The sequence below is a fragment of the Ruegeria sp. C5 genome, assembly GCF_056537605.1.
The window spans coordinates 251,437-272,424 of the sequence record NZ_JBQFRX010000003.1 but is presented as its reverse complement, the minus strand read 5'-3'; the positions used below and the strand labels follow the sequence as shown (position 1 = coordinate 272,424).

Annotated in this window: 24 protein-coding genes; 8 read left to right on the top strand and 16 right to left on the bottom strand. The window is 57.6% G+C overall.

What is annotated here, in order from left to right:
- The first annotated feature begins 71 nt into the window (after positions 1–71).
- Positions 72–1,469, top strand: coding sequence for a 30S ribosomal protein S12 methylthiotransferase RimO (rimO, locus tag ACR0AW_RS12915; protein ID WP_170732988.1), 1,398 nt, complete (start codon positions 72–74; stop codon positions 1,467–1,469).
- A gap of 16 nt (positions 1,470–1,485) precedes the next feature.
- On the opposite strand, the gene ACR0AW_RS12910 is transcribed toward rimO, so the two are convergent.
- Both ACR0AW_RS12910 and ACR0AW_RS12905 read right to left on the bottom strand, forming a co-directional pair.
- Positions 1,486–1,842 (bottom strand): diacylglycerol kinase, encoded by a 357-nt coding sequence (locus ACR0AW_RS12910; RefSeq protein ID WP_170420629.1) that lies wholly within the window; start codon positions 1,840–1,842, stop codon positions 1,486–1,488.
- Between the two features lie 135 nt (positions 1,843–1,977).
- Complete coding sequence (locus ACR0AW_RS12905; RefSeq protein WP_255611743.1) at positions 1,978–2,166, bottom strand: hypothetical protein; 189 nt, start codon at positions 2,164–2,166, stop codon at positions 1,978–1,980.
- A 215-nt stretch (positions 2,167–2,381) separates the two neighbouring features.
- Between ACR0AW_RS12905 and ACR0AW_RS12900 the strand changes: the two genes are divergently transcribed.
- A complete protein-coding gene (locus tag ACR0AW_RS12900; protein ID WP_170401738.1) occupies positions 2,382–2,624 on the top strand; it encodes a CDGSH iron-sulfur domain-containing protein in 243 nt (80 codons plus the stop codon).
- A gap of 3 nt (positions 2,625–2,627) precedes the next feature.
- Here ACR0AW_RS12900 and ACR0AW_RS12895 read toward each other — a convergent pair whose 3' ends face one another.
- From ACR0AW_RS12895 to ACR0AW_RS12875, 5 genes are all read right to left on the bottom strand, one after another.
- Positions 2,628–2,885 carry a DUF6455 family protein gene (locus tag ACR0AW_RS12895; protein WP_170420627.1) on the bottom strand — a complete coding sequence of 86 codons (258 nt, stop codon included), beginning with the start codon at positions 2,883–2,885 and terminating at the stop codon, positions 2,628–2,630.
- A 4-nt stretch (positions 2,886–2,889) separates the two neighbouring features.
- Positions 2,890–3,153: a DUF6455 family protein gene (locus ACR0AW_RS12890; RefSeq protein ID WP_480439149.1), complete on the bottom strand. Its 264-nt coding sequence runs from the start codon at positions 3,151–3,153 to the stop codon at positions 2,890–2,892.
- A 17-nt stretch (positions 3,154–3,170) separates the two neighbouring features.
- Positions 3,171–3,422 (bottom strand): DUF6455 family protein, encoded by a 252-nt coding sequence (locus ACR0AW_RS12885; RefSeq protein ID WP_170401746.1) that lies wholly within the window; start codon positions 3,420–3,422, stop codon positions 3,171–3,173.
- 68 nt (positions 3,423–3,490) lie between these two features.
- A complete protein-coding gene (locus ACR0AW_RS12880; RefSeq protein ID WP_170392333.1) occupies positions 3,491–3,859 on the bottom strand; it encodes a YigZ family protein in 369 nt (122 codons plus the stop codon).
- A complete protein-coding gene (locus tag ACR0AW_RS12875; RefSeq protein ID WP_170420619.1) occupies positions 3,859–4,560 on the bottom strand; it encodes a M48 family metallopeptidase in 702 nt (233 codons plus the stop codon). The genes ACR0AW_RS12880 and ACR0AW_RS12875 overlap by 1 nt, the downstream gene beginning before the upstream one ends.
- 121 nt (positions 4,561–4,681) lie before the next feature.
- On the opposite strand from ACR0AW_RS12875, the gene ACR0AW_RS12870 reads away from it, so the two are divergent.
- The 3 genes from ACR0AW_RS12870 to ACR0AW_RS12860 all read left to right on the top strand — a co-directional run bounded on the left by ACR0AW_RS12870 (position 4,682) and on the right by ACR0AW_RS12860 (position 6,340).
- Positions 4,682–4,930, top strand: coding sequence for a hypothetical protein (locus ACR0AW_RS12870; RefSeq protein ID WP_170392337.1), 249 nt, complete (start codon positions 4,682–4,684; stop codon positions 4,928–4,930).
- Positions 4,931–5,066: 136 nt separating this feature from the next.
- The gene (locus tag ACR0AW_RS12865) at positions 5,067–5,645 is read left to right on the top strand and encodes a nitroreductase family protein (RefSeq protein ID WP_170512462.1); all 579 of its coding nucleotides are present in this window, start codon (positions 5,067–5,069) and stop codon (positions 5,643–5,645) included.
- Positions 5,642–6,340, top strand: a complete 699-nt coding sequence (locus ACR0AW_RS12860; protein WP_170732989.1) for an EI24 domain-containing protein — start codon at positions 5,642–5,644, stop codon at positions 6,338–6,340. Before ACR0AW_RS12865 ends, ACR0AW_RS12860 begins: the two co-directional genes overlap by 4 nt.
- Before the next feature lies 1 nt (position 6,341).
- Here the strand turns inward: ACR0AW_RS12860 and ACR0AW_RS12855 are convergent, their stop codons facing one another.
- Both ACR0AW_RS12855 and mce read right to left on the bottom strand, forming a co-directional pair.
- Positions 6,342–6,617: a DUF1467 family protein gene (locus ACR0AW_RS12855; protein ID WP_170392343.1), complete on the bottom strand. Its 276-nt coding sequence runs from the start codon at positions 6,615–6,617 to the stop codon at positions 6,342–6,344.
- A gap of 5 nt (positions 6,618–6,622) precedes the next feature.
- Positions 6,623–7,027, bottom strand: coding sequence for a methylmalonyl-CoA epimerase (gene mce, locus ACR0AW_RS12850; RefSeq protein ID WP_010441821.1), 405 nt, complete (start codon positions 7,025–7,027; stop codon positions 6,623–6,625).
- Positions 7,028–7,161: 134 nt separating this feature from the next.
- On the opposite strand from mce, the gene ACR0AW_RS12845 reads away from it, so the two are divergent.
- Entirely contained in the window at positions 7,162–7,878 is a 717-nt protein-coding gene (locus tag ACR0AW_RS12845; protein WP_170732990.1) for a response regulator, read from the top strand.
- Between the two features lie 232 nt (positions 7,879–8,110).
- Here the strand turns inward: ACR0AW_RS12845 and aspS are convergent, their stop codons facing one another.
- From aspS to ACR0AW_RS12825, 4 genes are all read right to left on the bottom strand, one after another.
- Positions 8,111–9,886, bottom strand: coding sequence for an aspartate--tRNA ligase (gene aspS, locus ACR0AW_RS12840; protein WP_170732991.1), 1,776 nt, complete (start codon positions 9,884–9,886; stop codon positions 8,111–8,113).
- A gap of 79 nt (positions 9,887–9,965) precedes the next feature.
- Positions 9,966–10,637, bottom strand: a complete 672-nt coding sequence (locus ACR0AW_RS12835; protein WP_170732992.1) for a type II CAAX endopeptidase family protein — start codon at positions 10,635–10,637, stop codon at positions 9,966–9,968.
- Entirely contained in the window at positions 10,634–11,281 is a 648-nt protein-coding gene (locus tag ACR0AW_RS12830; protein ID WP_170564077.1) for an aminotransferase class IV family protein, read from the bottom strand. Before ACR0AW_RS12830 ends, ACR0AW_RS12835 begins: the two co-directional genes overlap by 4 nt.
- Entirely contained in the window at positions 11,236–12,363 is a 1,128-nt protein-coding gene (locus ACR0AW_RS12825) for an aminodeoxychorismate synthase component I (RefSeq protein WP_170401766.1), read from the bottom strand. Before ACR0AW_RS12825 ends, ACR0AW_RS12830 begins: the two co-directional genes overlap by 46 nt.
- A 177-nt stretch (positions 12,364–12,540) precedes the next feature.
- Here ACR0AW_RS12825 and carB point away from each other — a divergent pair, with 177 nt between their 5' ends.
- Positions 12,541–15,885, top strand: a complete 3,345-nt coding sequence (gene carB / locus ACR0AW_RS12820; protein WP_170401770.1) for a carbamoyl-phosphate synthase large subunit — start codon at positions 12,541–12,543, stop codon at positions 15,883–15,885.
- Positions 15,886–15,987: 102 nt separating this feature from the next.
- Complete coding sequence (locus ACR0AW_RS12815; protein WP_170732993.1) at positions 15,988–16,398, top strand: VOC family protein; 411 nt, start codon at positions 15,988–15,990, stop codon at positions 16,396–16,398.
- On the opposite strand, the gene ACR0AW_RS12810 is transcribed toward ACR0AW_RS12815, so the two are convergent.
- From ACR0AW_RS12810 to ACR0AW_RS12800, 3 genes are read right to left on the bottom strand one after another with little or no spacing between them, the layout of a single operon-like run.
- Entirely contained in the window at positions 16,399–19,440 is a 3,042-nt protein-coding gene (locus ACR0AW_RS12810) for an efflux RND transporter permease subunit (protein WP_170625207.1), read from the bottom strand.
- 10 nt (positions 19,441–19,450) lie between these two features.
- Positions 19,451–20,488 (bottom strand): efflux RND transporter periplasmic adaptor subunit, encoded by a 1,038-nt coding sequence (locus tag ACR0AW_RS12805; RefSeq protein ID WP_170625206.1) that lies wholly within the window; start codon positions 20,486–20,488, stop codon positions 19,451–19,453.
- Complete coding sequence (locus tag ACR0AW_RS12800; protein ID WP_170420601.1) at positions 20,485–20,952, bottom strand: MarR family winged helix-turn-helix transcriptional regulator; 468 nt, start codon at positions 20,950–20,952, stop codon at positions 20,485–20,487. The genes ACR0AW_RS12805 and ACR0AW_RS12800 overlap by 4 nt, the downstream gene beginning before the upstream one ends.
- Between the last annotated feature and the right edge of the window lie 36 nt (positions 20,953–20,988).

The window sequence follows — 20,988 nt, the reverse complement described above, 5'->3', positions numbered from 1 at the left end:
TGCTCTGTTTCAAGTCAGCCCCGAGCGGGCGGGATTTGCAAGGGGAAGCTTTCCCCTCTATATGCCCGGCCATGAGCACGAACCCACCGAACCTCCGCCCCGATCTAGCCCCAGAGGCCCGGATCGCCGAGACGCCCCGCCGTGGCCAACCGACCCTTGGAATGGTGTCGCTGGGTTGTCCAAAAGCGCTGGTCGACAGCGAACGTATCCTGACCCGGTTGCGGGCCGAGGGGTACGGTATTTCGCCGGACTACACGGGTGCTGATGCCGTTATTGTGAATACCTGCGGGTTTCTGGACAGCGCCAAGGCCGAGTCGCTGGACGCAATTGGCGAGGCATTGGTTGAAAACGGCAAGGTCATTGTGACCGGCTGTTTGGGGGCTGAGCCTGACTACATCCGGGAACACCATCCGCGCATTCTGGCGGTTACAGGACCGCATCAGTACGAACAGGTGCTGGACGCAGTACATGCAGCCGTACCACCCGACCCAAACCCTTATGTCGATCTGCTGCCCGCTTCGGGCGTCAAACTTACCCCGCGCCACTATAGCTATCTCAAGATTTCCGAGGGCTGTAATCATAAGTGCAAGTTTTGCATCATCCCCGACATGCGCGGTAAACTCGCAAGCCGCCCGGCCCATGCAGTGCTGCGCGAGGCCGAGAAACTGGTCGACAGCGGCGTGCGCGAACTGCTTGTGATCTCACAGGATACCTCGGCCTATGGGCTGGATCGTAAGTATGACGTGAACCCATGGAAAGATCGGGAGGTGCGCAGCCATATCACCGATCTGGCGCGTGAACTGGGCCAGTTCGATGCGTGGGTCAGGCTTCATTACGTCTATCCCTACCCCCATGTGCGCGATTTGATTCCGCTGATGGCAGATTCGGGTAGCAATGTGCTGCCGTATCTCGACATTCCATTCCAACATGCGCATCCCGATGTTCTGAAACGCATGGCCCGCCCTGCCGCCGGGGCAAAAACTCTGGACGAGATTGCCAACTGGCGCGCTATTTGTCCTGATATCACTTTGCGATCAACCTTTATCGTCGGCTACCCCGGAGAAACCGAGGCAGAGTTCCAGACGCTCCTGGACTGGATGGACGAAGCGCAGTTGGATCGTGTCGGCTGTTTCCAGTACGAAAATGTCGATGGCGCCCGCTCGAACGACCTGCCGGATCACGTCCCGGCCGAGGTCAAGCAAGAGCGATGGGAGCGTTTCATGGAGAAAGCTCAGGCCATTTCTGAGGCCAAGCTGGCAGCAAAGGTTGGCCAAAAACTCGATGTCATCGTAGACGAGGTGGATGAAGAGGCCGCGACCTGCCGCACTAAGGCCGATGCTCCAGAAATCGATGGCAACTTGTTTATCGACGAAGGCTTCGAAGGCCTGAAACCCGGGGATATCGTCACGGTCGAGGTAGATGAAGCCGGAGAATACGACTTGTGGGGGCGTTTGCACCCCTCGGCGTAACGAAAGGCGTCTGTCCCTAGAACAAGCCGATCAAAATCACGATCCACGCCACTCCGGCAGCGACTGCAGACAACGCCACCGCTGCACTTGCTGCATCCTTGGCTTGCCCCGCCAACGCGTGGTGCTCGGTCGAGGTGTGATCGACGGCACGCTCGATGGCCGTATTAAATAACTCGGCCACCAAGACCAGAATGCCCAAAGCAAGGATCAACGCCCGTTCTGCCGTACCTAGAGGGAGTGCAAGCGCCAATAAAGCCGAAATCAGGTTGGCCCAAACCCACCCACGAAACGAATACTCTTGCCGCCAGGTTGCAGCCAGGCCCTGCCAGCTCCAGCGGGTACGATCCTTTAGGTGGTCAAAGAATTTGCGCATGGGGTTTCCGATCAGTCGTCCTGCAAGAAGACGTCCGCGACCCACAGCAGAAAGGCAAGAAAAAACCGCCTCGAGGGCGGTGTTCTTTTTAAAGGTGTGCAGGCGGCCCTGCGATCAGAACCGCCTGCTTAATACTTATTGGGTGACCGGGTTACATACGGTCTGGCCTGCTTCGGTTGTGGCCAGTTCATAGCCTGCCGAGCAACTGGGTGTACCAAACTTGTCATAGTCGGGCTGGATGTAAACCGGGGTCGGTTCCTCTTGCTGCGAGCACGCAGTCAATACAACGGCCGTGGCGCAGATAGCAGCAAATTTCAGTTTCATGTCCATCAATCCTCTATTACTTTTCTGATATTGCCCAGTTTTTCGGGGCCGGTATCAGAATAGGACCAAGAATTTCATATGGCAACCGAATCGATAACGCATTCGTGAATAAAGGCGAAACCACGCTGGAAGGCGGGTTTTCATTCGCAGTCTACCTTTTTTGACAAAGAGCCCTAAACTTTGACTTCGACATCAGCCAAAGACGGAGTAGCCACATGTCAGACGCCCCGATCATCGCCCAGAAATCGCCCTATCCGGTCGAAGTGACCGAAGGAAAAACCTATTTCTGGTGCGCCTGTGGCAAATCCAAGCGGCAACCGTTTTGCGATGGTTCGCACAAAGATACGTCGTTTGAACCCGTAAAATATACTGCTGATGCCAGCAAGAAGGTCTTCTTCTGTGGCTGCAAGCATTGCGCCAACCCGCCGTTATGCGACGGAACGCACAATAAGCTCTGAAGGTCAGGTCAAGTCGTTCAAAACCTGAGCATTGGCACAAAAATCAGGCGCTTCCCCAGCCAGTCCTTGTTGTGCGGCAAGCCATATCTGACAACGTTCGTCGCATATTGCGCCCCGGCATCGGGTCACCAGCTGAGCGTAGTCGGCAGGTGTCAGTTTCCCTTCGGCCATTGCTTCGGTCAGAGAAATCCCTAAGGATCGCGCGACCGAGCGTGTCAGCCAAAAGTGTTTTTCGATCTCGCCCAGAGATGTTCGATCCATTTGATCACCTTTGCTTGCTGACCCTCAAGGTGGCGAACCTGTGCCGGTTTGGGCAGGTGCAGGGCGCGCTTTCCGCCGTTTCGTTCTCGTTCAACCAGTCTGGGCATGCCCGCGCCCATTCGCACCCGCGGCAGAGCTGAACCATATCTGCCCATTCCTGTTGGCTCAGGTGCCCGTCGCGATGTGCGGTGGCAAGGTCGGTTCCCGTCGCCTGTGCCATTCGCAATACAAGACGAAGATGGGTCATGATCCGTCCAAGTCGTGGCACGGTACCCCCCTTTGGCGTTACGGCTTGAGCCTGTTCAGCAGCTCGTGATTGCGGCAGTATTCAGGTGTGTCGGGCGCTGTCAGGTTCTTGGCCAGAAACGCCTTGCAATGGCCCGGATTCGGGCATTCCGTGCACCGCAATACCGCGTCCGAGATTTCGTCGAACTGTAAGGCCCCTTTGATGGCAACTTCTTGCAAATCTACGCCCAGCGTCGTGGCCATCCGATCTACAAGGTCGGCGTGACGTCGCAGCGTTTCACGATCAGACATGCGGTTTCCTTTTCCATTCACTCTATGGAAAGAGTAACGCATGCCCCGCACAGTGCCCTTGACTCAGGTCAATGCCCGGTTGCCAGCTGGTCCAGATAGGCCCGCGTGGCGTCCTGCACGCGGCGAAAGCGGTCCCCGCCCAGCTTCTTGCCACCGTACCAGCGTGTCACGATGATTACGTGATCCGTCAGCTCGGCCCGCTCCATCATCCGCAAAATGACCATTGCCGCGCCAGACTCTCCGTCATCAGCCTTGAGCGCACCGTTTGGCAAGATGGCCGCCCAAGTGTTGTGAGTTGCCTTCGCATATGCCTTGTCGGATTTCAGTTCCGCCAGTACCGCATCGACATCAGCACGACTGGTGACCCCCGCGCCGGTCACAGCATATTTCGACCCGCGATCACTGAGAACGACACCCAATCGGGTTAAGTTGACCATTATCGTAATCCCAGTTCCCGCGCCGTTTGCAACACAACTTCGACCCGCTGGGCATTGGGAGGGTGCGTGGCAAGGAAACGATCACCCGGATCAGGAATGCGTTGGAAGAAAGCCATCCCGGCCAGCGGGTTATACCCCGCCGCGTAAGTGATCTGTGTCCCCAGACGATCCGCTTCCAATTCGAACTCACGCGTGTAGTTCTGCACCCCGACCTCAGCACCCAGCGCCTGTGCGCGCTCAATCCCTGCATCGTCCGCGCCCTGATTGCGCGCGAGTTCACCGAATATCCGCGCGCTCTCTTTGGCGTTCTGCGCCTGCCGGGCGATGTGACCCAAAATATGGTGGGCGGCCTCATGGCTCATGACAAAGGCCATCTCGTCCGCGTTCTGCGTTGCATCGATCATCGGCTGTGTAAAAACGACTAGCGGTCGCCCATCCTTGTCCAAGGTCTGAAACGCATTCGCTGGGGCCTTTGACGAGAGATCAACCAAAATCACAAAATCACAATTGGCAGTCCTCGATTGGCGGCGGCATTCCCGGCTTGCGGTCGTTCCGACAGCCCGGCTGACCTGCTCGAATACGCGCGCCCTGTCCTTTTGTTCTGATGACGATGGCTGCCATTGATCGGCCGGGATCGCGATAACAGGCGACATATCGCAAGCCGCCAACAGCATCACCAGCAACAGGGCAAGACGGCGCATTCACATTCCTTTCGGTCACTCTGTCGGCAGACAAGCATAGCGCGGCATTTAAGGCCGGGCCACAGCCGATTACAGCTTGCAACGGGTTGCATTGCGATCTTATGCCCTGCACTCTGCACATATGTTTTCAATTGAACACGAATTCGACTCGACGGTGATTACGCTGGTGGACGAAGGCGCAAAGCCTTTGCAAGAGGATGTCGTCATCAACAACTTCGCTGAATGCGTCACGCTCGAGCAGTTGGACCCGCGGACCGATCAGATTCAGAAGATTACCCTGTCACCAGAGCAGGTACGCGATCTGGCCGCTGCGCTGGATTTGCCCGAGGGCGTTTATCAGATACGTGAGTCCGAGAGCACCAAAGACTAGTGGTTCCTTTTGGATCTTGCGTCTGATCACAAGCAGCAATTCAGATTGAATTTGTCGCCTTTTGATGAGCAGTTTGCCCTTGAAAGAGAACAGTATGCCTCCGACATACAGACTGCCATGTGAAGGAAGTTAACATATGACCCTGAAGAACCAAGCTGCGCTGGATTTTCTGCACGCGCGCCGGTCTCGTCCGGCCAAAACGCTAGTATCCCCGGCCCCGACCCGGGAAGAGCTGAGGCCGCTGCTGACTGCTGCAGCGCGCAGCCCGGACCATGGAAAGCTGGAACCCTGGCGTTTTGTTGTTGTCGAGCATGGGGCCATGCAACGCCTTGCAGATCTTACAGAAACTTGTGGTCTCGCCTTGGGAAAATCGCCCGAAGATATCGCCAAGGCGCGCAGCCAATTCGAAATGGGCCATTTGGCGGTTGCTGTTATTGAGGTGCAGAAACCTTCTGACAAGATACCGGCAATTGAACAGACCTATTCAGCGGGTGCGGTATGTCTGGCTCTGCTGAACGCAGCGCTGGCCGCAGGTTGGGGGGCCAATTGGTTGTCCGGCTGGCAATCGCATGATCGCGAGTTTTGCGAACAGGGGCTTGGCTTGGCCGAAAACGAGAAGATTGCAGGCTTTATCCATATCGCAACCGAAGGTACGACCCCGCCCGAACGACCGCGCCCCAATGTGGCGGCACTAACCCAATGGGTTTCCGAATGATCATCATCCAGTCGTTTCTACAGGCGCTGGGACAGATCGGCGACCCAAGATTCCGCAAGGTACTTCTGTTGGGTGTTGGCCTGACATTCGCGTTGTTGGTGGCTGCCTATGCCGGCTTTTTGTGGCTGATCAACGCGCTGGTCGGCGATCAGGCCACCTTGCCAATACTGGGTGAGGTGACATGGCTGAACGACCTGCTCAGCGTGTCATCATTCCTGCTGATGATGGTGCTGTCGGTGTTTCTGATGGTCCCCGTTGCGTCAGCCATCACCTCGATGTTTCTGGATGAGGTCGCACAGGCGGTTGAGGATAAGCATTACCCCGGTCTGCCGCCGGCTCAGCGCATCCCCTTTGGCGATGCGCTAAGGGATACGCTCAGTTTTCTGGGTGTACTGATCGTTGCCAACCTGTTGGCATTGATCCTCTATGCACTCTTCACGCCATTCGCGTTGTTTATCTTTTGGGGTATGAACGGGTTTCTTCTGGGGAGAGAATATTTCACCCTGGCTGCGATGCGCCGACTGGGGCGCGAGGGGGCGCGAAAGCTGCGCGCAAAGCACGCGACAACCATTTGGGTCGCCGGTATTCTTATGGCGGTCCCGCTCTCTGTGCCATTGGTCAACCTGTTGATCCCGATCCTAGGAGCGGCGACCTTCACGCACATTTATCACGGTCTGTCGGGTAGCCAAACCTGAGCTACTCGCGCGGTTCCAGTTGGTTCAGCCAATCGAAATCGCGCACGCTGATTACGCCGGAGATAATGATGCCTGCAATGATCGCCCACAGCACGACCGATATCCCGGTGGTAATCCACAGCTTCTTCTTCATGTGATGGACTTCCGGCGCACCTGCATGAGTGCCCGGAACAATATCCCCCAGATCCCCCTGCGTTTTGATGCGCACAGGCAGAACAATCAGCAAGGTCAGAAACCAAATTACAGCGAAAAGAACCAGAGCGGCGGTAATGGTCATCGACTTCAGACCTGCTCCAGCTCAACGAGGCATCCGTTGAAATCCTTCGGGTGCAGGAACAACACCGGTTTGCCATGCGCTCCGATCTTGGGTTCACCCGATCCCAGAACGCGCGCACCGGTCTCTTTCAGATGATCGCGGGCCGCGATGATATCCTCGACCTCATAGCAGACATGGTGGATGCCGCCTGATGGGTTCTTTTCCAGAAACCCGTTGATCGGGCTGTTCTCACCCAGCGGATACAGCAATTCGATCTTGGTGTTGGGTAGTTCAATAAAGACCACGGTGACCCCATGATCCGGCTCATCCTGTGGAGCGCCGACTTTGGCGCCAAGCGCATTGCGATACTGGGCCGATGCGGCCTCCAGGTCGGGAACAGCAATGGCTACGTGGTTAAGGCGACCAATCATGGGACTCTCCTTCCTTCTGCGTTGCAGCGGTTATGGGGGCAGTATACCCAAAGGACAAGTGCGCCAAATCGTCGTTAACCCTGTATTAGCCAGAAGTTCCTAGCGTGAGGCATCTGCTAAACAGGAGTTCTGCCATGGACGATTCGGGACCTTTCGCCTCTCCAGCGCTGGCCACCAAGATGCGACCGCTGCTGGGCCAAACAATCCTTGTGGTCGAAGACAGCCGCTATGCATGCGATGCAATACGATTGATGTGCTTGCATAGCGGTGCGCGTATCCGTCGTGCGGATTGTCTGAAATCAGCGCGGCGCCATCTGCAAATCTATCGTCCCTCGGTCCTGATCGTCGATATGGGTCTTCCAGACGGGTCCGGCGCTGACCTGATAGCCGAAATGACCCATGCTGTACCCCGCATCGGTGTCATTCTCGGGCTGTCTGGCGATGACAGCATGCAGGTTATCGCCAGACGCGCAGGTGCAGATGGGTTTCTGGCCAAACCCCTGACCTCGGTCGCTTATTTCCAGACCTCGATACTTGAACTTCTGCCCGAAGATCGCCGCCCAGTAGGTCTGGATTTCGTCAGGGATAATATCGTTCAGCCCGATCCGCTGGCTTATCGGGACGACATGGCCCATATCGCCGACGTGCTTACCGGCCCCACTGATCAGCGCGCATTGGATTATGCGGAACAATTCCTGCAAAGCGTTGCGCGAGACGCCGAAGATACTGTGCTTGCCGAAGCAGCCCGGGACCTCGCCCAATCTCGTGCGCAGGGGACACCGGTCACCGCCCAGGCTGCACGGATTGCGGGTCTGGTTCAGAATCGGCTCGAACGGCAAGAGGCGATCTGAGATGCTGACCGCTTACTTTATTACCGCATCGATTCTTTGCATCTGGGTCTATCGCCTGACACGAGAGACGGCCAAGAGCATCCGCAATCGTCGGGATGCCGCAAATCCACTGGATTGAGCTGAGCTTGTTTTAAGCCCACCACGCAACTCAGATTTGCGTGGCGCGGCGAATACACCGATTGTTTTGCACTGCCCCAAACGTAAACCGCCCGCTCAGGGCGGGCGGCTAGATTTAGTCTTGCGGGATGATCCTGAGACCCAGTTCCATCAACTGATCCGAGGTCGGATCGGATGGCGCGTCCATCATCAGGTCTTCAGCGCGCTGGTTCATCGGGAACATCATGACTTCGCGGATATTAGCCTCATCCGCCAATAGCATCACGATCCGGTCGATACCTGCGGCACAGCCGCCGTGCGGCGGGGCGCCGTAGTGGAAGGCGTTAAACAAGGCGCCAAAGCGGGATTTGACTTCGTCTTCGCCGTACCCTGCCAGTTCAAAGGCCTTCAACATAATCTCAGGCTTATGATTCCGGATCGCACCTGACACCAGCTCGTAGCCGTTGCAGGCCAGGTCATACTGATACCCGCGTACGTCCAGAGGATTGCCCTGCAGCGCCTCCATTCCCCCCTGCGGCATCGAGAAGGGGTTGTGTTCGAAATCAATCGCACCGGTTTCTTCGTCCTGCTCGTAGATCGGGAAATCGACGATCCAGGCAAAGGCAAAGCGGTCTTTCTCGGTGAGGCCAAGTTCTTCGCCGATCACATCACGCGCTTTACCAGCGACCTTTTCGAAGGCTTTTGGCTTACCACCCAGGAAGAACGCGGCATCACCGACGCCCAGACCCAATTGCTGACGGATCGCCTCGGTGCGTTCGGGGCCGATGTTCTTGGCCAGTGGACCTGCGGCCTCCATACCCTCGCCCTGATCACGCCAGAAAATGTAACCCATACCGGGCAGACCTTCTTTCTGGGCAAATGCGTTCATACGGTCACAGAATTTGCGGCTGCCACCGCTCGGCGCTGGGATAGCGCGGATTTCGGTGCCTTCCTGCTCCAACAGTTTCGCGAAAATCGCGAAGCCAGAACCGCGGAAGTGGTCAGAGACCACTTGCATCTTAATGGGGTTCCGCAGGTCAGGCTTGTCGGTGCCGTACCACAGGGCTGAGTCCTTGTAGGAAATCTGCGGCCACTCCTGATCGACCTTGCGCCCGCCCCCGAACTCTTCGAACACACCAGTCAGCACGGGCTGGATGGTGTCGAACACATCCTGCTGCTCGACAAACGACATCTCTAGATCGAGTTGATAGAAATCGGTGGGCGATCGGTCTGCACGCGGGTCTTCATCGCGGAAGCAGGGTGCAATCTGGAAATACTTGTCGAAGCCCGACACCATGATCAGCTGTTTGAATTGCTGCGGGGCCTGCGGTAGGGCGTAGAACTTGCCCGGATGTAGTCGCGAGGGGACCAGAAAGTCGCGTGCGCCTTCGGGCGACGATGCGGTAATGATCGGTGTCTGATATTCACGGAATCCCTGATCCCACATCCGGCGGCGCATAGATGCGACAACGTCCGAGCGAAGGGTCATGTTTTGCTGCATCGCCTCGCGTCTTAGGTCGAGGTAGCGATAGCGCAGACGTGTTTCCTCGGGGTATTCCTGATCGCCGAACACCATCAACGGCAATTCGTCGGCAGCACCAAGAACCTCCAGCTCACGCACATAAACCTCGATCTCGCCTGTCGGCAATTTCGGGTTAATGAGATCAGCGTCGCGGGCTTTGACAGTGCCGTCGATGCGGATGCACCACTCGGACCGTACCTTTTCCAGTTCAGCAAATGCCGCACTATCGCCGTCGCACAAAACCTGGGTCACACCGAAATGGTCGCGCAGGTCGATGAACAGTACGCCGCCGTGATCTCGGACACGATGCACCCAACCGGACAGGCGGACGGTTTCACCGACATTGGCGGCGGTCAGAGCGGCGCAGGTGTGGCTGCGATAGGCGTGCATGGATCATATCCCTTCGGGCGCAGAATTCGTCGCGCCGATACACCCCGTCAGGCTTGGAAAGTCAAGGCGGGTCGCGCCGTCAAAACGGCCTTTGCACGTTGCCCGAGTAGAAATAGACGCCCAGCCCTGCCGCAAAGATAATATTACCGGCAATTGCGTGCAGAAGAACTGCATAAAAGAATGATCCGCGCTTGCGGTAGGCCCAAGTGAACAGGAGGCCTCCGACGAAAGTCATGATGGCAACGACCCAGCTCCAGTACATGAGGTGCGCAAGCGAAAACAGGCCAGCGTTCAAAAGGTATGCGACCCGCCCTTCAGGTAGGATCGCGTGATAGCGTCGGAAAAAGAGAGAGCGGAAAAGCAGCTCTTGTGGCAGAGCGGATAACAACGGGTAGCCGATACAGATGAATATCAACATCTCTGGCCGATGCAGCAGCAAAACAAAGGCTGCATCCGGTCGCGCCCACAGCACCAGGGCGGAACAGAAGGCAGCCATGAACAGGGTAAATGCAAAGACTTCGGTCCACGACCAGTTTCGCCAGCCATACCGAAGCTCTGCCCAGGAAAAACCGGGCGTATCCTGCAGCAGCAGTATGCCCAGTCCGGTAAACGCAAAAAGCGAGGGGAACATCCAGTTTGGCGGGAACAATGTCGCGATGGCTATGGGAACCGCCACAAAGAAGAGCACAAACTCAATCCTGAGGCGTGAGTTGGTAACAGGGGTCTCCACCCATTCGGTATTTTTGCTCAAGGTGCCACAAGCTCCGCACGGATCAGCCCCCGAAGGGAATTTCCACAGTGGATAGATTGCGCGTTTTTTAGATCGGTCAAGGTCAGAACGGATTCGGTAACTTCTTTATTATCCAACAATTCCTCGCGCAAAACCCCGGGAAGCAATCCGCATCGCAGTGAGGGCGTAAGTCGTCTGCCGTCGGGCATGGTCAGGAACAGGTTCGTGATAGTGCCCTCGCAAAGCTCATCCCGTTCGTTCAAAAACAAAAGCTCATCAACTCTTAGCGGCAAGCCTGCCCGCGCCATGTCATAGACGGCCCGTCGGGTAGTTTTGTAACCCAGCCAGATATCCGATGATGATAGTCTCTGTTTGGCCAAATCCACACGCCAGACGGGCGGATTGGCAGTCAATTCTCCGGACGTCAGTTCAAATTTGCCATCCGCGTCCAAGGTCAAACGGCAGCGCAATGCAATCTCACCCAAACTCGCATCCAAAATCGTCCAAGCGGCGGTTCGGTCAAAATCAATGCCGAACTTCTGTGCTGTGTGCGCCATGCGGGCCAAATGACGATCAAGCCTGACGAACCCCTGCCCCGGCCTGTAGGCCAAAGTTTCGATCAGACGGAAATCAGGCTCAGTTGGTGGGCGAAGCGGGCTTTCCATAGCGCCTCCTCATATTCCGATGGCGCGGTGCTGTCCCAGACCAGCCCGCCGCCTACGTTAAGGGTCGCCTTGCCGCCTTCAACCATGAGGGTCCGGATGGCCACGTTGAATTCCGACCGACCGTCCGGGGCCGCCCAACCGATGGTTCCGCAGTAAACATCGCGAGGCCAAGGTTCCAGTTCGGACAGGATCTCCATCGCGCGAATCTTTGGCGCTCCGGTGATTGATCCACACGGGAACAAGGCGGTCAGAATATCAGAAAGGCCTACGCCAAGGTGTAACTGCGCCTGCACAAGCGAGACCATCTGATGGACAGTCGCATAGGTCTCAACCTTGAACAGCTCGGGTACTTTCACCGATCCGGCCAGCGCGACCCGGCTAATATCGTTGCGCAGCAGATCGACGATCATCAGATTTTCGGCCCGGTTCTTTTCATCCGAAGACAGGAAAGCGCGTCGACGCTCGTCTTCGACTGGGTCCTCGCTGCGCGGTTGAGTTCCCTTCATCGGGCGCGTTTCGATCCGGCCCTCGGCGTCGGTTCGGAAAAACAGTTCGGGCGAGCGGCTCAGCAGATCAGGCAGCCCCTCCTGCTCAACCAAGGCGCCGTGGCCGACGGGTTGACCAGCCGCAAGCGCCGCATAAAGCGCGACGCTGTCTCCGGTTACATCGAGATCAATTGGGAAGGTCAGATTTGCCTGATAAATGTCACCCGCACCAATCGCCTCATGCACTGTACGAAAGGCCTGCGTATATCGCGCCTCGTCCCAGCGGGGCTGAAACGCAGTGACACTGCCCGACGCCTTTGGCAGTCCAACGCGATCCGGTGCGTCAAACACACCGAAACACAGTAGTGGCAGGCGTCGTCCTTCTGGCAGCCGGTCTGCCAGACGTGGTTCCAGCACGTAGCCCAGTTCATAACTTGCGTACCCTGCCAGCCAGGCCCCATCCGCGCGCGCCTGATCCAGCGCCGCCAGAGCCTGGGGCACCTCCGCCGCGTTATCCGCACGGATAATCCGGGACGGACGCTCAAACCGGGTTCCGCGCCCAGCTGGTCCTTGATCGAAACGAATACGCAATTGCATCCTCATTTGCCGTGCTGCGCGGTATAGAGAATAGCGCGCCAAGGGAAAGAGGGGAAAGCGGCAATTTCAAACCCGTTTCCGATACCTCTTGCACCTTTTCGCGCGGTCCCTATAACGCAGGACAATTTGGGCGCTGGGGCGGTGCCCTGACTCGCGGACAATTGAAGGGGCCAAGCCATGCCGAGAAGAACCGACATCCAGTCGATCATGATCATCGGGGCAGGCCCCATTGTTATCGGTCAGGCCTGCGAGTTCGACTATTCCGGCGCTCAGGCGTGTAAGGCGCTGCGCGAGGAAGGCTATCGGGTCATTCTGGTGAACTCGAACCCTGCAACGATCATGACCGACCCGGGGCTAGCCGATGCGACCTATATCGAGCCGATCACGCCCGAAGTTGTCGCCAAGATCATCGAAAAAGAACGCCCCGATGCCCTACTGCCCACTATGGGCGGACAGACCGGCCTGAACACCTCGCTGGCGCTGGAAGAGATGGGCGTGCTGGATAAGTTCAACGTCGAGATGATCGGCGCCAAGCGAGACGCGATCGAAATGGCCGAAGACCGCGCCCTGTTCCGCGAGGCGATGGATAGGTTGGGCATCGAAAACCCCAAAGCCGAGATCGTGACGGCCCCCAAGGATGAGAACGGCAAGAAAGATCTCGACGCCGGTGTGGCACTGGCGCTTGAAACCCTCGAAACAGTTGGTCTGCCCGCCATCATCCGCCCCGCCTTTACGCTGGGCGGCACCGGCGGCGGTGTCGCATATAACCGCGAGGATTATATCCATATTTGCCGCTCGGGTATGGATGCGTCCCCCGTCGGTCAGATCCTGATCGATGAAAGTCTTCTGGGGTGGAAAGAATACGAGATGGAGGTGGTGCGCGACACCGCTGACAACGCCATCATCGTGTGTTCCATCGAAAACGTCGACCCGATGGGCGTGCATACCGGTGACTCGATCACCGTGGCCCCTGCCCTGACGCTGACCGACAAAGAATACCAGATCATGCGCAATCACTCGATTGCGGTGCTACGCGAGATCGGCGTGGAAACCGGCGGGTCAAATGTGCAGTGGGCGATCAACCCGGTTGATGGTCGTATGGTCGTGATCGAGATGAACCCGCGTGTGTCCCGCTCTTCTGCGCTGGCCTCGAAGGCGACCGGTTTCCCGATTGCCAAGATCGCCGCAAAACTGGCCGTTGGGTACACGCTGGACGAGCTAGACAATGACATCACCAAGGTCACCCCGGCCTCGTTCGAGCCGACCATCGACTATGTTGTCACCAAGATCCCGAAATTTGCCTTTGAGAAATTCCCCGGTTCCGAACCCTACCTGACCACCGCGATGAAGTCGGTGGGTGAGGCCATGTCCATCGGCCGCACCATTCACGAATCGATGCAAAAGGCTCTGGCCTCGATGGAGTCGGGTCTGACAGGCTTTGATGAGATCGAAATCCCCGGTCTGAACGTCGGAGTCTGGGAAGAAGCCGACGACAAGGCCGCCGTGATCAAGGCGATCAGCCAGCAGACCCCCGATCGTCTGCGCACAATCGCGCAGGCCATGCGTCACGGCCTGACCGACGATGAGATTTTCGGCGTCACCAAGTTCGACCCGTGGTTCCTGGCCCGCATTCGCGAGATCATCGAGGCCGAGCGTCAGGTGCGCAAAGATGGTCTGCCGGTTACCGAGGACGGTATCCGCAAACTGAAAATGCTTGGATTCACCGACGCGCGTCTGGGCAATCTCACCGGCCGTGACGAAGACAACGTCCGCCGCGCCCGCCGCAATCTGGGTGTGAACGCCGTCTTCAAACGCATCGACACCTGTGCGGCTGAGTTCGAGGCGCAGACCCCCTATATGTACTCGACCTACGAAGCCCCGATGATGGGTGAGGTCGAATGCGAGGCACGTCCAAGCGACCGCAAAAAGGTCGTCATCCTTGGTGGTGGTCCGAACCGGATCGGCCAGGGCATCGAGTTCGATTACTGCTGCTGCCACGCCTGTTTCGCGCTGACCGAAGCCGGATATGAGACCATCATGGTCAACTGCAACCCCGAGACGGTCTCAACGGACTATGACACCTCGGACCGTTTGTATTTCGAGCCGCTGACCTTCGAACACGTCATGGAAATCCTTACGAAGGAACAGGAAGCCGGCACGCTGCATGGAGTGATCGTTCAGTTTGGCGGGCAGACCCCGCTGAAACTGGCCAATGCGTTGGAGGCTGAAGGTATCCCGATCCTCGGTACCACGCCCGACGCGATCGACCTCGCCGAAGATCGTGAGCGTTTCCAGGCGCTGGTCAATGAACTGGGCCTGAAGCAGCCCAAGAACGGCATCGCCTCGACCGACGAAAAGGCGCTGGAGATTGCCGAAGATATCGGCTTCCCGCTGGTCATCCGCCCCTCCTATGTTCTGGGCGGCCGCGCGATGGAAATCGTGCGCGATATGGATCAGCTACGCCGCTACATCAATGAGGCCGTAGTGGTATCCGGCGACAGCCCGGTTCTTCTGGACAGCTATCTGGCCGGTGCGGTCGAACTGGACGTGGACGCGCTGTGCGACGGTAACGACGTGCATGTTGCAGGCATCATGCAGCACATCGAAGAGGCCGGCGTGCACTCGGGCGACTCGGCCTGTTCGCTGCCGCCTTATTCGCTGTCGAAAGAGATCATCGAACAGATTAAGGATCAGGCGTTCAAGCTGGCCAAGGCGCTGAATGTCGTCGGCCTGATGAACGTGCAGTTCGCCATCAAGGATGACGAGATTTACCTGATTGAGGTCAACCCTCGTGCCAGCCGCACCGTGCCTTTTGTGGCTAAAGCCACTGACAGCGCCATTGCCTCTATCGCTGCGCGTGTAATGGCCGGTGAGAAACTGGCGAATTTCCCGAAACGCCCCCCTTACAAAACTGTCGATGACACCAAAATCGCTGACCAGATGACGCTGGCCGACCCCGACATGCCGTGGTTCTCGGTAAAAGAAGCCGTTTTGCCTTTCGCCCGCTTCCCCGGCGTTGACACCATCCTGGGCCCTGAAATGCGTTCGACCGGAGAGGTCATGGGCTGGGATCGCGACTTCCCGCGCGCTTTCCTGAAAGCACAAATGGGGGCCGGTATGGTGCTGCCCAGCGCAGGTCGTGCGTTTATCTCGATCAAGGATGCTGACAAAGGGCCGGATATGCTCGAAGCAGCGCGTGTTCTGGTTGAGCAAGGCTTTGAGCTTGTTGCGACCCGCGGCACACAAGCCTGGCTGACTGAAGAAAGTGTGCCGTGCGGCGTGGTCAACAAAGTGTACGAAGGCCGCCCGGATGTGACCGACCTGATGAAGGACGGCGGCGTGCAGCTGGTCATGAACTCGACCGAAGGCGCACAGGCGGTGGAAGACAGCCGATCAATCCGGTCGATCGCGCTGTATGACAAGATCCCCTATTACACCACAGCCGCAGCAAGCTATGCCGCCGCGCTGGCGATCAAGGCGCAGGCCGAAGGCGATGTTGAGGTGAAATCGCTGCAGGGCTAAGCCCCGGCAACGGTATGAATGAATGGACCCCGGCCTCGGCCGGGGTCTTTTTTCTTCCCCTCATTGCCCATCGCCCACATGATGGGCGGGGAAGGAGTGCTCATGGACCTCTACACCACATACGGAAGCAACGACCTGCCTCGGGCTATCCGCTTTTATGATGCGATCTTCGCGGTTCTTGGCCAGCCGCGCCTGCCCGGTTGGATTGATGGCTGGGCCGGATGGGGTTCCGACCCCGACAGCGGCACCGGGTTTTGGATCTGCAAACCTTTTGACGGAGCCACCGCCAGTACCGGCAATGGCACGATGATCGCCTTTCCCGCCAGAAGTGCCGATCAGGTCCGGCGTTTCCATGCCACGGGTTTGAAAAACGGCGGTGCAGATGAAGGCAAACCTGGTGTCCGCCCCCATTACGAGCCCGGATTCTATGTGGCCTATCTGCGCGACCCCGATGGCAACAAGCTATCCTGTTTTTATTACCATTATGATCCAAAGGAGGATTCGGGCGGATGATCAACCAGCAGCCAGACGTCGCTTTTCTTCACGGTTGAAAAACAACATGTAGAAGACAGGTGCGGCAACCATGGTCAGGATCGTGGCAAAGGCCAGACCGCCCATGATCGTGACTGCCATGGACACAAAGAACGCATCCGTCAGAAGCGGTGCCATCCCCAGAATCGTCGTGATCGCCGCCAACATTACCGGGCGCAGACGCGAGACAGAGGCTTCAACAATCGCAGGACGCAGGGCTTTACCAGTAGCGCGGACCAGATCGATTTCTTCGACCAGTACGATGCCGTTCTTGATCAGCATCCCTGACAGACTTAACAGCCCCAATAGCGCTGTGAAGGTGAAGGGCAGGCCTGTTCCAAGCAGACCGATAACTACGCCATTTACGGACATCGGGACCAGTAGCCAGATAATGACCGGTTGCCGGATTGCATTGAACAGCAATACGGAAATCAACACCATAATCAGCAAGCTCAGTGGCAACTGCCGCCCAAGGCTGGCCTGCGCGTCGCCTGAATCCTCGAACTCGCCCCCCCATTCCATACGATAGCCGATCGGCAGTTCCATCGCTTCAATGGCACTGCGTACTTCGGAGTGGACCTGCGCGGCGGTCATGTCAGGGGGGATGTCCGCTCCAACCGTGATGGTCAACACCCGGTCACGGCGGTGAACCAACGTATTGAGCGCCTTGTAGTCGAAGCCATCCACCATCTGCTCGATTGGAACGAAACGTTCCGACTGATCGGAGTAAACTACCTGATCGACGATCGAATAGTCTCCATCCGCCGGGCGGCGCAAGATGATCGGGATCTGGCGGTCGCGCTCGCGCAAAACGCCGCCCGTGATGCCATCGGTCGAAAACTGCAACGTAGCTGCAATGTCTTCGCGCGATACGCCTGCTGTTTGGGCGCGCTCCGTGGCATAGATCGGCTGCACGGCCAATTCCTGCTCACGCCAGTCGTGATGCACATGCAGCGCATTCGGAGATGCGGCTGACATGCGCTGTACCGCTTCTTCGGCCAGTTGACGCAGAACAACCGGATCACTACCCGAGAACCGAGCCTGGATTGGATCGCCGCCACCGGGACCAAAAATCAGGCGTTTGGTTCGGAACTCGCCTTCGGGGAACTGGGCTGAACCGAATTCCTCAAGATCGGCTTGCAAGGCAGGAATGTCGTCCAAAGCCTCGGTGCGGATGATCATATGTCCATAGCTTGGGTTTGGCTTCTCGGCAGCGTAGGTCAACATGAACCGCGTGGCACCCTGCCCGACGAATGTGGCAACCGAGACGACGTCATCACGTTCGGCCAGCCAGTCCTCGAATACGGCCATATCTTCCGCCGTGCGGGCGATCGGCGTGCCTTGTGGCAGCTTGTAGTGCACGAAGAACAACGGCGTGTTCGAGTTTGGGAAGAATTGCTGTTTCATCAGTCCAAAGCCCGCAAAACAGACGACTGTGACCCCGATCAACCCGGCCACTACCAGCCATCGGAACCGAAGCGCCCAGTTCAGGATTGCACCGTAGACGCGGAACAGGGTGCCGCCATAGGCATCCACCTCACCCTCTTTGCCCTGCTTGAAGAAATAGTGCCCAAGCAAAGGTGTCACCGTGATGGCCAGAACCCAGCTCAGCAGTAGTGAAATGCCGATCACGGCAAATAACGAGAACAGGAACTCCCCGGTCGCGTCAGGACTGAGCCCGATCCCGGCAAAAGCCATGATCCCGATCACCGTCGCGCCCAGAAGTGGGATCTGCGTTTTTGACGCAACCTCTTCCGCAGCATCGCGCGAGGATTTTCCCCGCAACATCGAAATCTGCATTCCTTCGGCCACCACGATGGCGTTGTCGACCAGCATCCCCATGGCGATGATCAGAGCGCCCAGCGAGATCCGTTCCATCTCGATCGAGAACATCGACATGAAGAGCAAAGTACCCACAACGGTCAGTAACAAGGTGGACCCAACGACAATTGCGGCGCGCCAGCCCATGAAAATGCCCAGAACCGCAACAACGATGCTGACTGACATGGCGAGGTTCAGCAGGAAGGCGTTCGAGGCCTCATCGACAACAACATGCTGCTGATAGATGGGCAGGATTTCGACACCAAAGGGGATTTCGGAATCCAGTTCGGCCAGTTTGGCATCTGCACGCTGCCCGACTTCGACGATGTTTTCAGTGGCCAGCCCAGCGATACCCAGCGTGAAAGCTTCAGCGCCGTTGAATCGGATCATGATATCGGGATCATTCTGCCGCCCGCGATAGACATCTGACATATCAAACAGATTGATCACCTGCCCCTGCGATCCAACCGACAGGCCGGCGATCGCCGACACGCTGTCCGAGCCCTCGGCCGTCAAGATCGTGGTGCGGTCACTATTGGATCTCAGCGAACCCGAAGCGTTGACCGAGTCTGCGTTTGCGATAGCTTCGTTGATCGCCTGCAGCGGAACGTTCTGATTGACCGAGATCGACAGGTCCGGCTCAATAAAGATCGCCTCATCCGGCAAGCCCTGAACCTCGACATCTGCAACACCGCTTACCGTCAGCAATTCGCGGCGAAGGAAGGTCGCCAGTTCGTGCTTCTCGGCGTCAGAAAACCCTTCTGCCGTAACGGCATAGAACAGGCCGAACACATCCCCGAACCCGTCATTCACATAAGGCGCACCCACGCCCGAAGGCAGACCGCGTGCTGCATCGCGCACCTTGGCGCGCAGACGGGTCCAGATGTCGGGCAACTCACTGCCGTCATAGGTGGATTTAATCTCAACCTCGATCAGCGACTGTCCCGGCTGGTTGACCGAGGTGATGACATCCACCTCGCCCATCTGCTGAATGGCAGATTCCAACGGTTCTGACACCTCCAGCGCCACCTGTTCGGCAGTCGCACCGGGGTATTGCGTGGCGATCACCGCCTGTTTGATGGTGAAGGCCGGGTCTTCAAGGCGACCTAGCGACGTGAAACCCCAAATGCCGCCGAACAGGGCAATCAGGATGAACAGCCACGTATAGAGAGGCCGGTCGATCGAAGCGCGTGCGATGCTCATGAAACTGCCCTCAGTTTGAAAAGCCGACAAAGCGGCGGACGGTTTGACCATCGGTCAATGCACCCCCACCCGCGACGACGATTTCTTCGCCATCGGTCAGGCCGGTCAGCACGCGGACATCGCCGCTCTGCGTAGGTTCTACAGTCACGGGAACCCGGCGGACGGTGCCTTCGTTGGCGCCAGCCGGCGAGAAGACCAGAACGCCCAGCGCGCCGCTGGCATCAGCAACTACAGCCGTTGGCGGGATGATGATCCCGGTGCGTTCATCCTGCACCTGCACGGTGACGGTCACGGATGAACCGGGAAGAATCTGCAATCCCTCGGGCGGTGTCAAACCGAACTGGATGCGAAAGGTCTGGCCCACGCTTGAAGATTCAGCATCGAATTCCCTTATTTCCAGCGGAAAGATCTCGTCGCTGACAGGGAACTTGGCAGTAATCGTGATGTCGTCCTGCTGTCCGGACCGCTGAAATAGGATTTCGGGCACATCCACCTCGATACGCAGTTCAGACATATCGTGAATCCGCACGATCGGAGTACCCGCAGAAACAGTTGTAAACGCCTCAACTGCACGGCTTGAAACCAGCGCGTCGAACGGAGCGGTCAGCGTCGCATGCTCCAGTTCATATTCTGCATCTCGAACAGCAATCGCAGCCAATTGCGCAGCTGTTTCGGCATCATCGACGGCAACCTGGCTGGCTGCGGTTCCACGCAGACGCGACAGGCGGGCGAGTGTTCGATCCGCCTGATCTTTTTGCAAGCGCGTCCGGTCGCGCTGCAGTTCGAACGGTTCCTGATCGAGACGGGCAATCAGTTCACCCTTGGGGATCACAAAACCTTCGGTCACAGGCATCTCGACGATCTGCCCCGCGACCTGAAACGCCAGATCAACGGTCTGGCGCGCGGCGATCCGCCCAAAGAACTGGCGCGAAAAGCCGGGTGAAGTTTCGCTGACCTGCATCAGTTTCACAGGCTTAGCGGGCTCTTGCGCCATGGCAGGCGCAGTCAACAAGGACAGTGCGAGGCAAACAGAGGTCAGGAGTTTCATTTCGTCAATCCCTCGGGAATTCCGGTTTTCAGAATGTTGTCACGGATTTTGTGAGCCAGCCGTGCGAACTCGGCGGTTTCTTCGGTGTTCAGACCCGATGCGCTGTGGAAAAGCTCACCCGCCACGGCCACCAGCATATTGCGGGCCTCTTCGCCCTGTTCGGTCAGCACCAAAAGCCAGGCGCGACGGTCTTCGGGATCACGCTGTCGGGTCAGGTGCCCCGCCAGTTCAAGTGCATCGGCGGTCGCCGTAATCGTTGACGGCACTGTCAACATATCTGCGGCCAGCACTCCCATACGTTTGGGCACATCGAGCTTGATTAGCATGTGGCATTCCTGATGGCTCAGGTCTGTTTCGATGCTGTCAAAGCTCTCTTCCAGTTTCCAATAAAGCGCGTAGACCCCCATCATCGCCTGAATCTCAGGGCTGAGGCGTCCTAACCGCATGCTGATATCGTCTGACATGAATCTTTTCCGTGCGAGTCGCGGCGAAATATACTT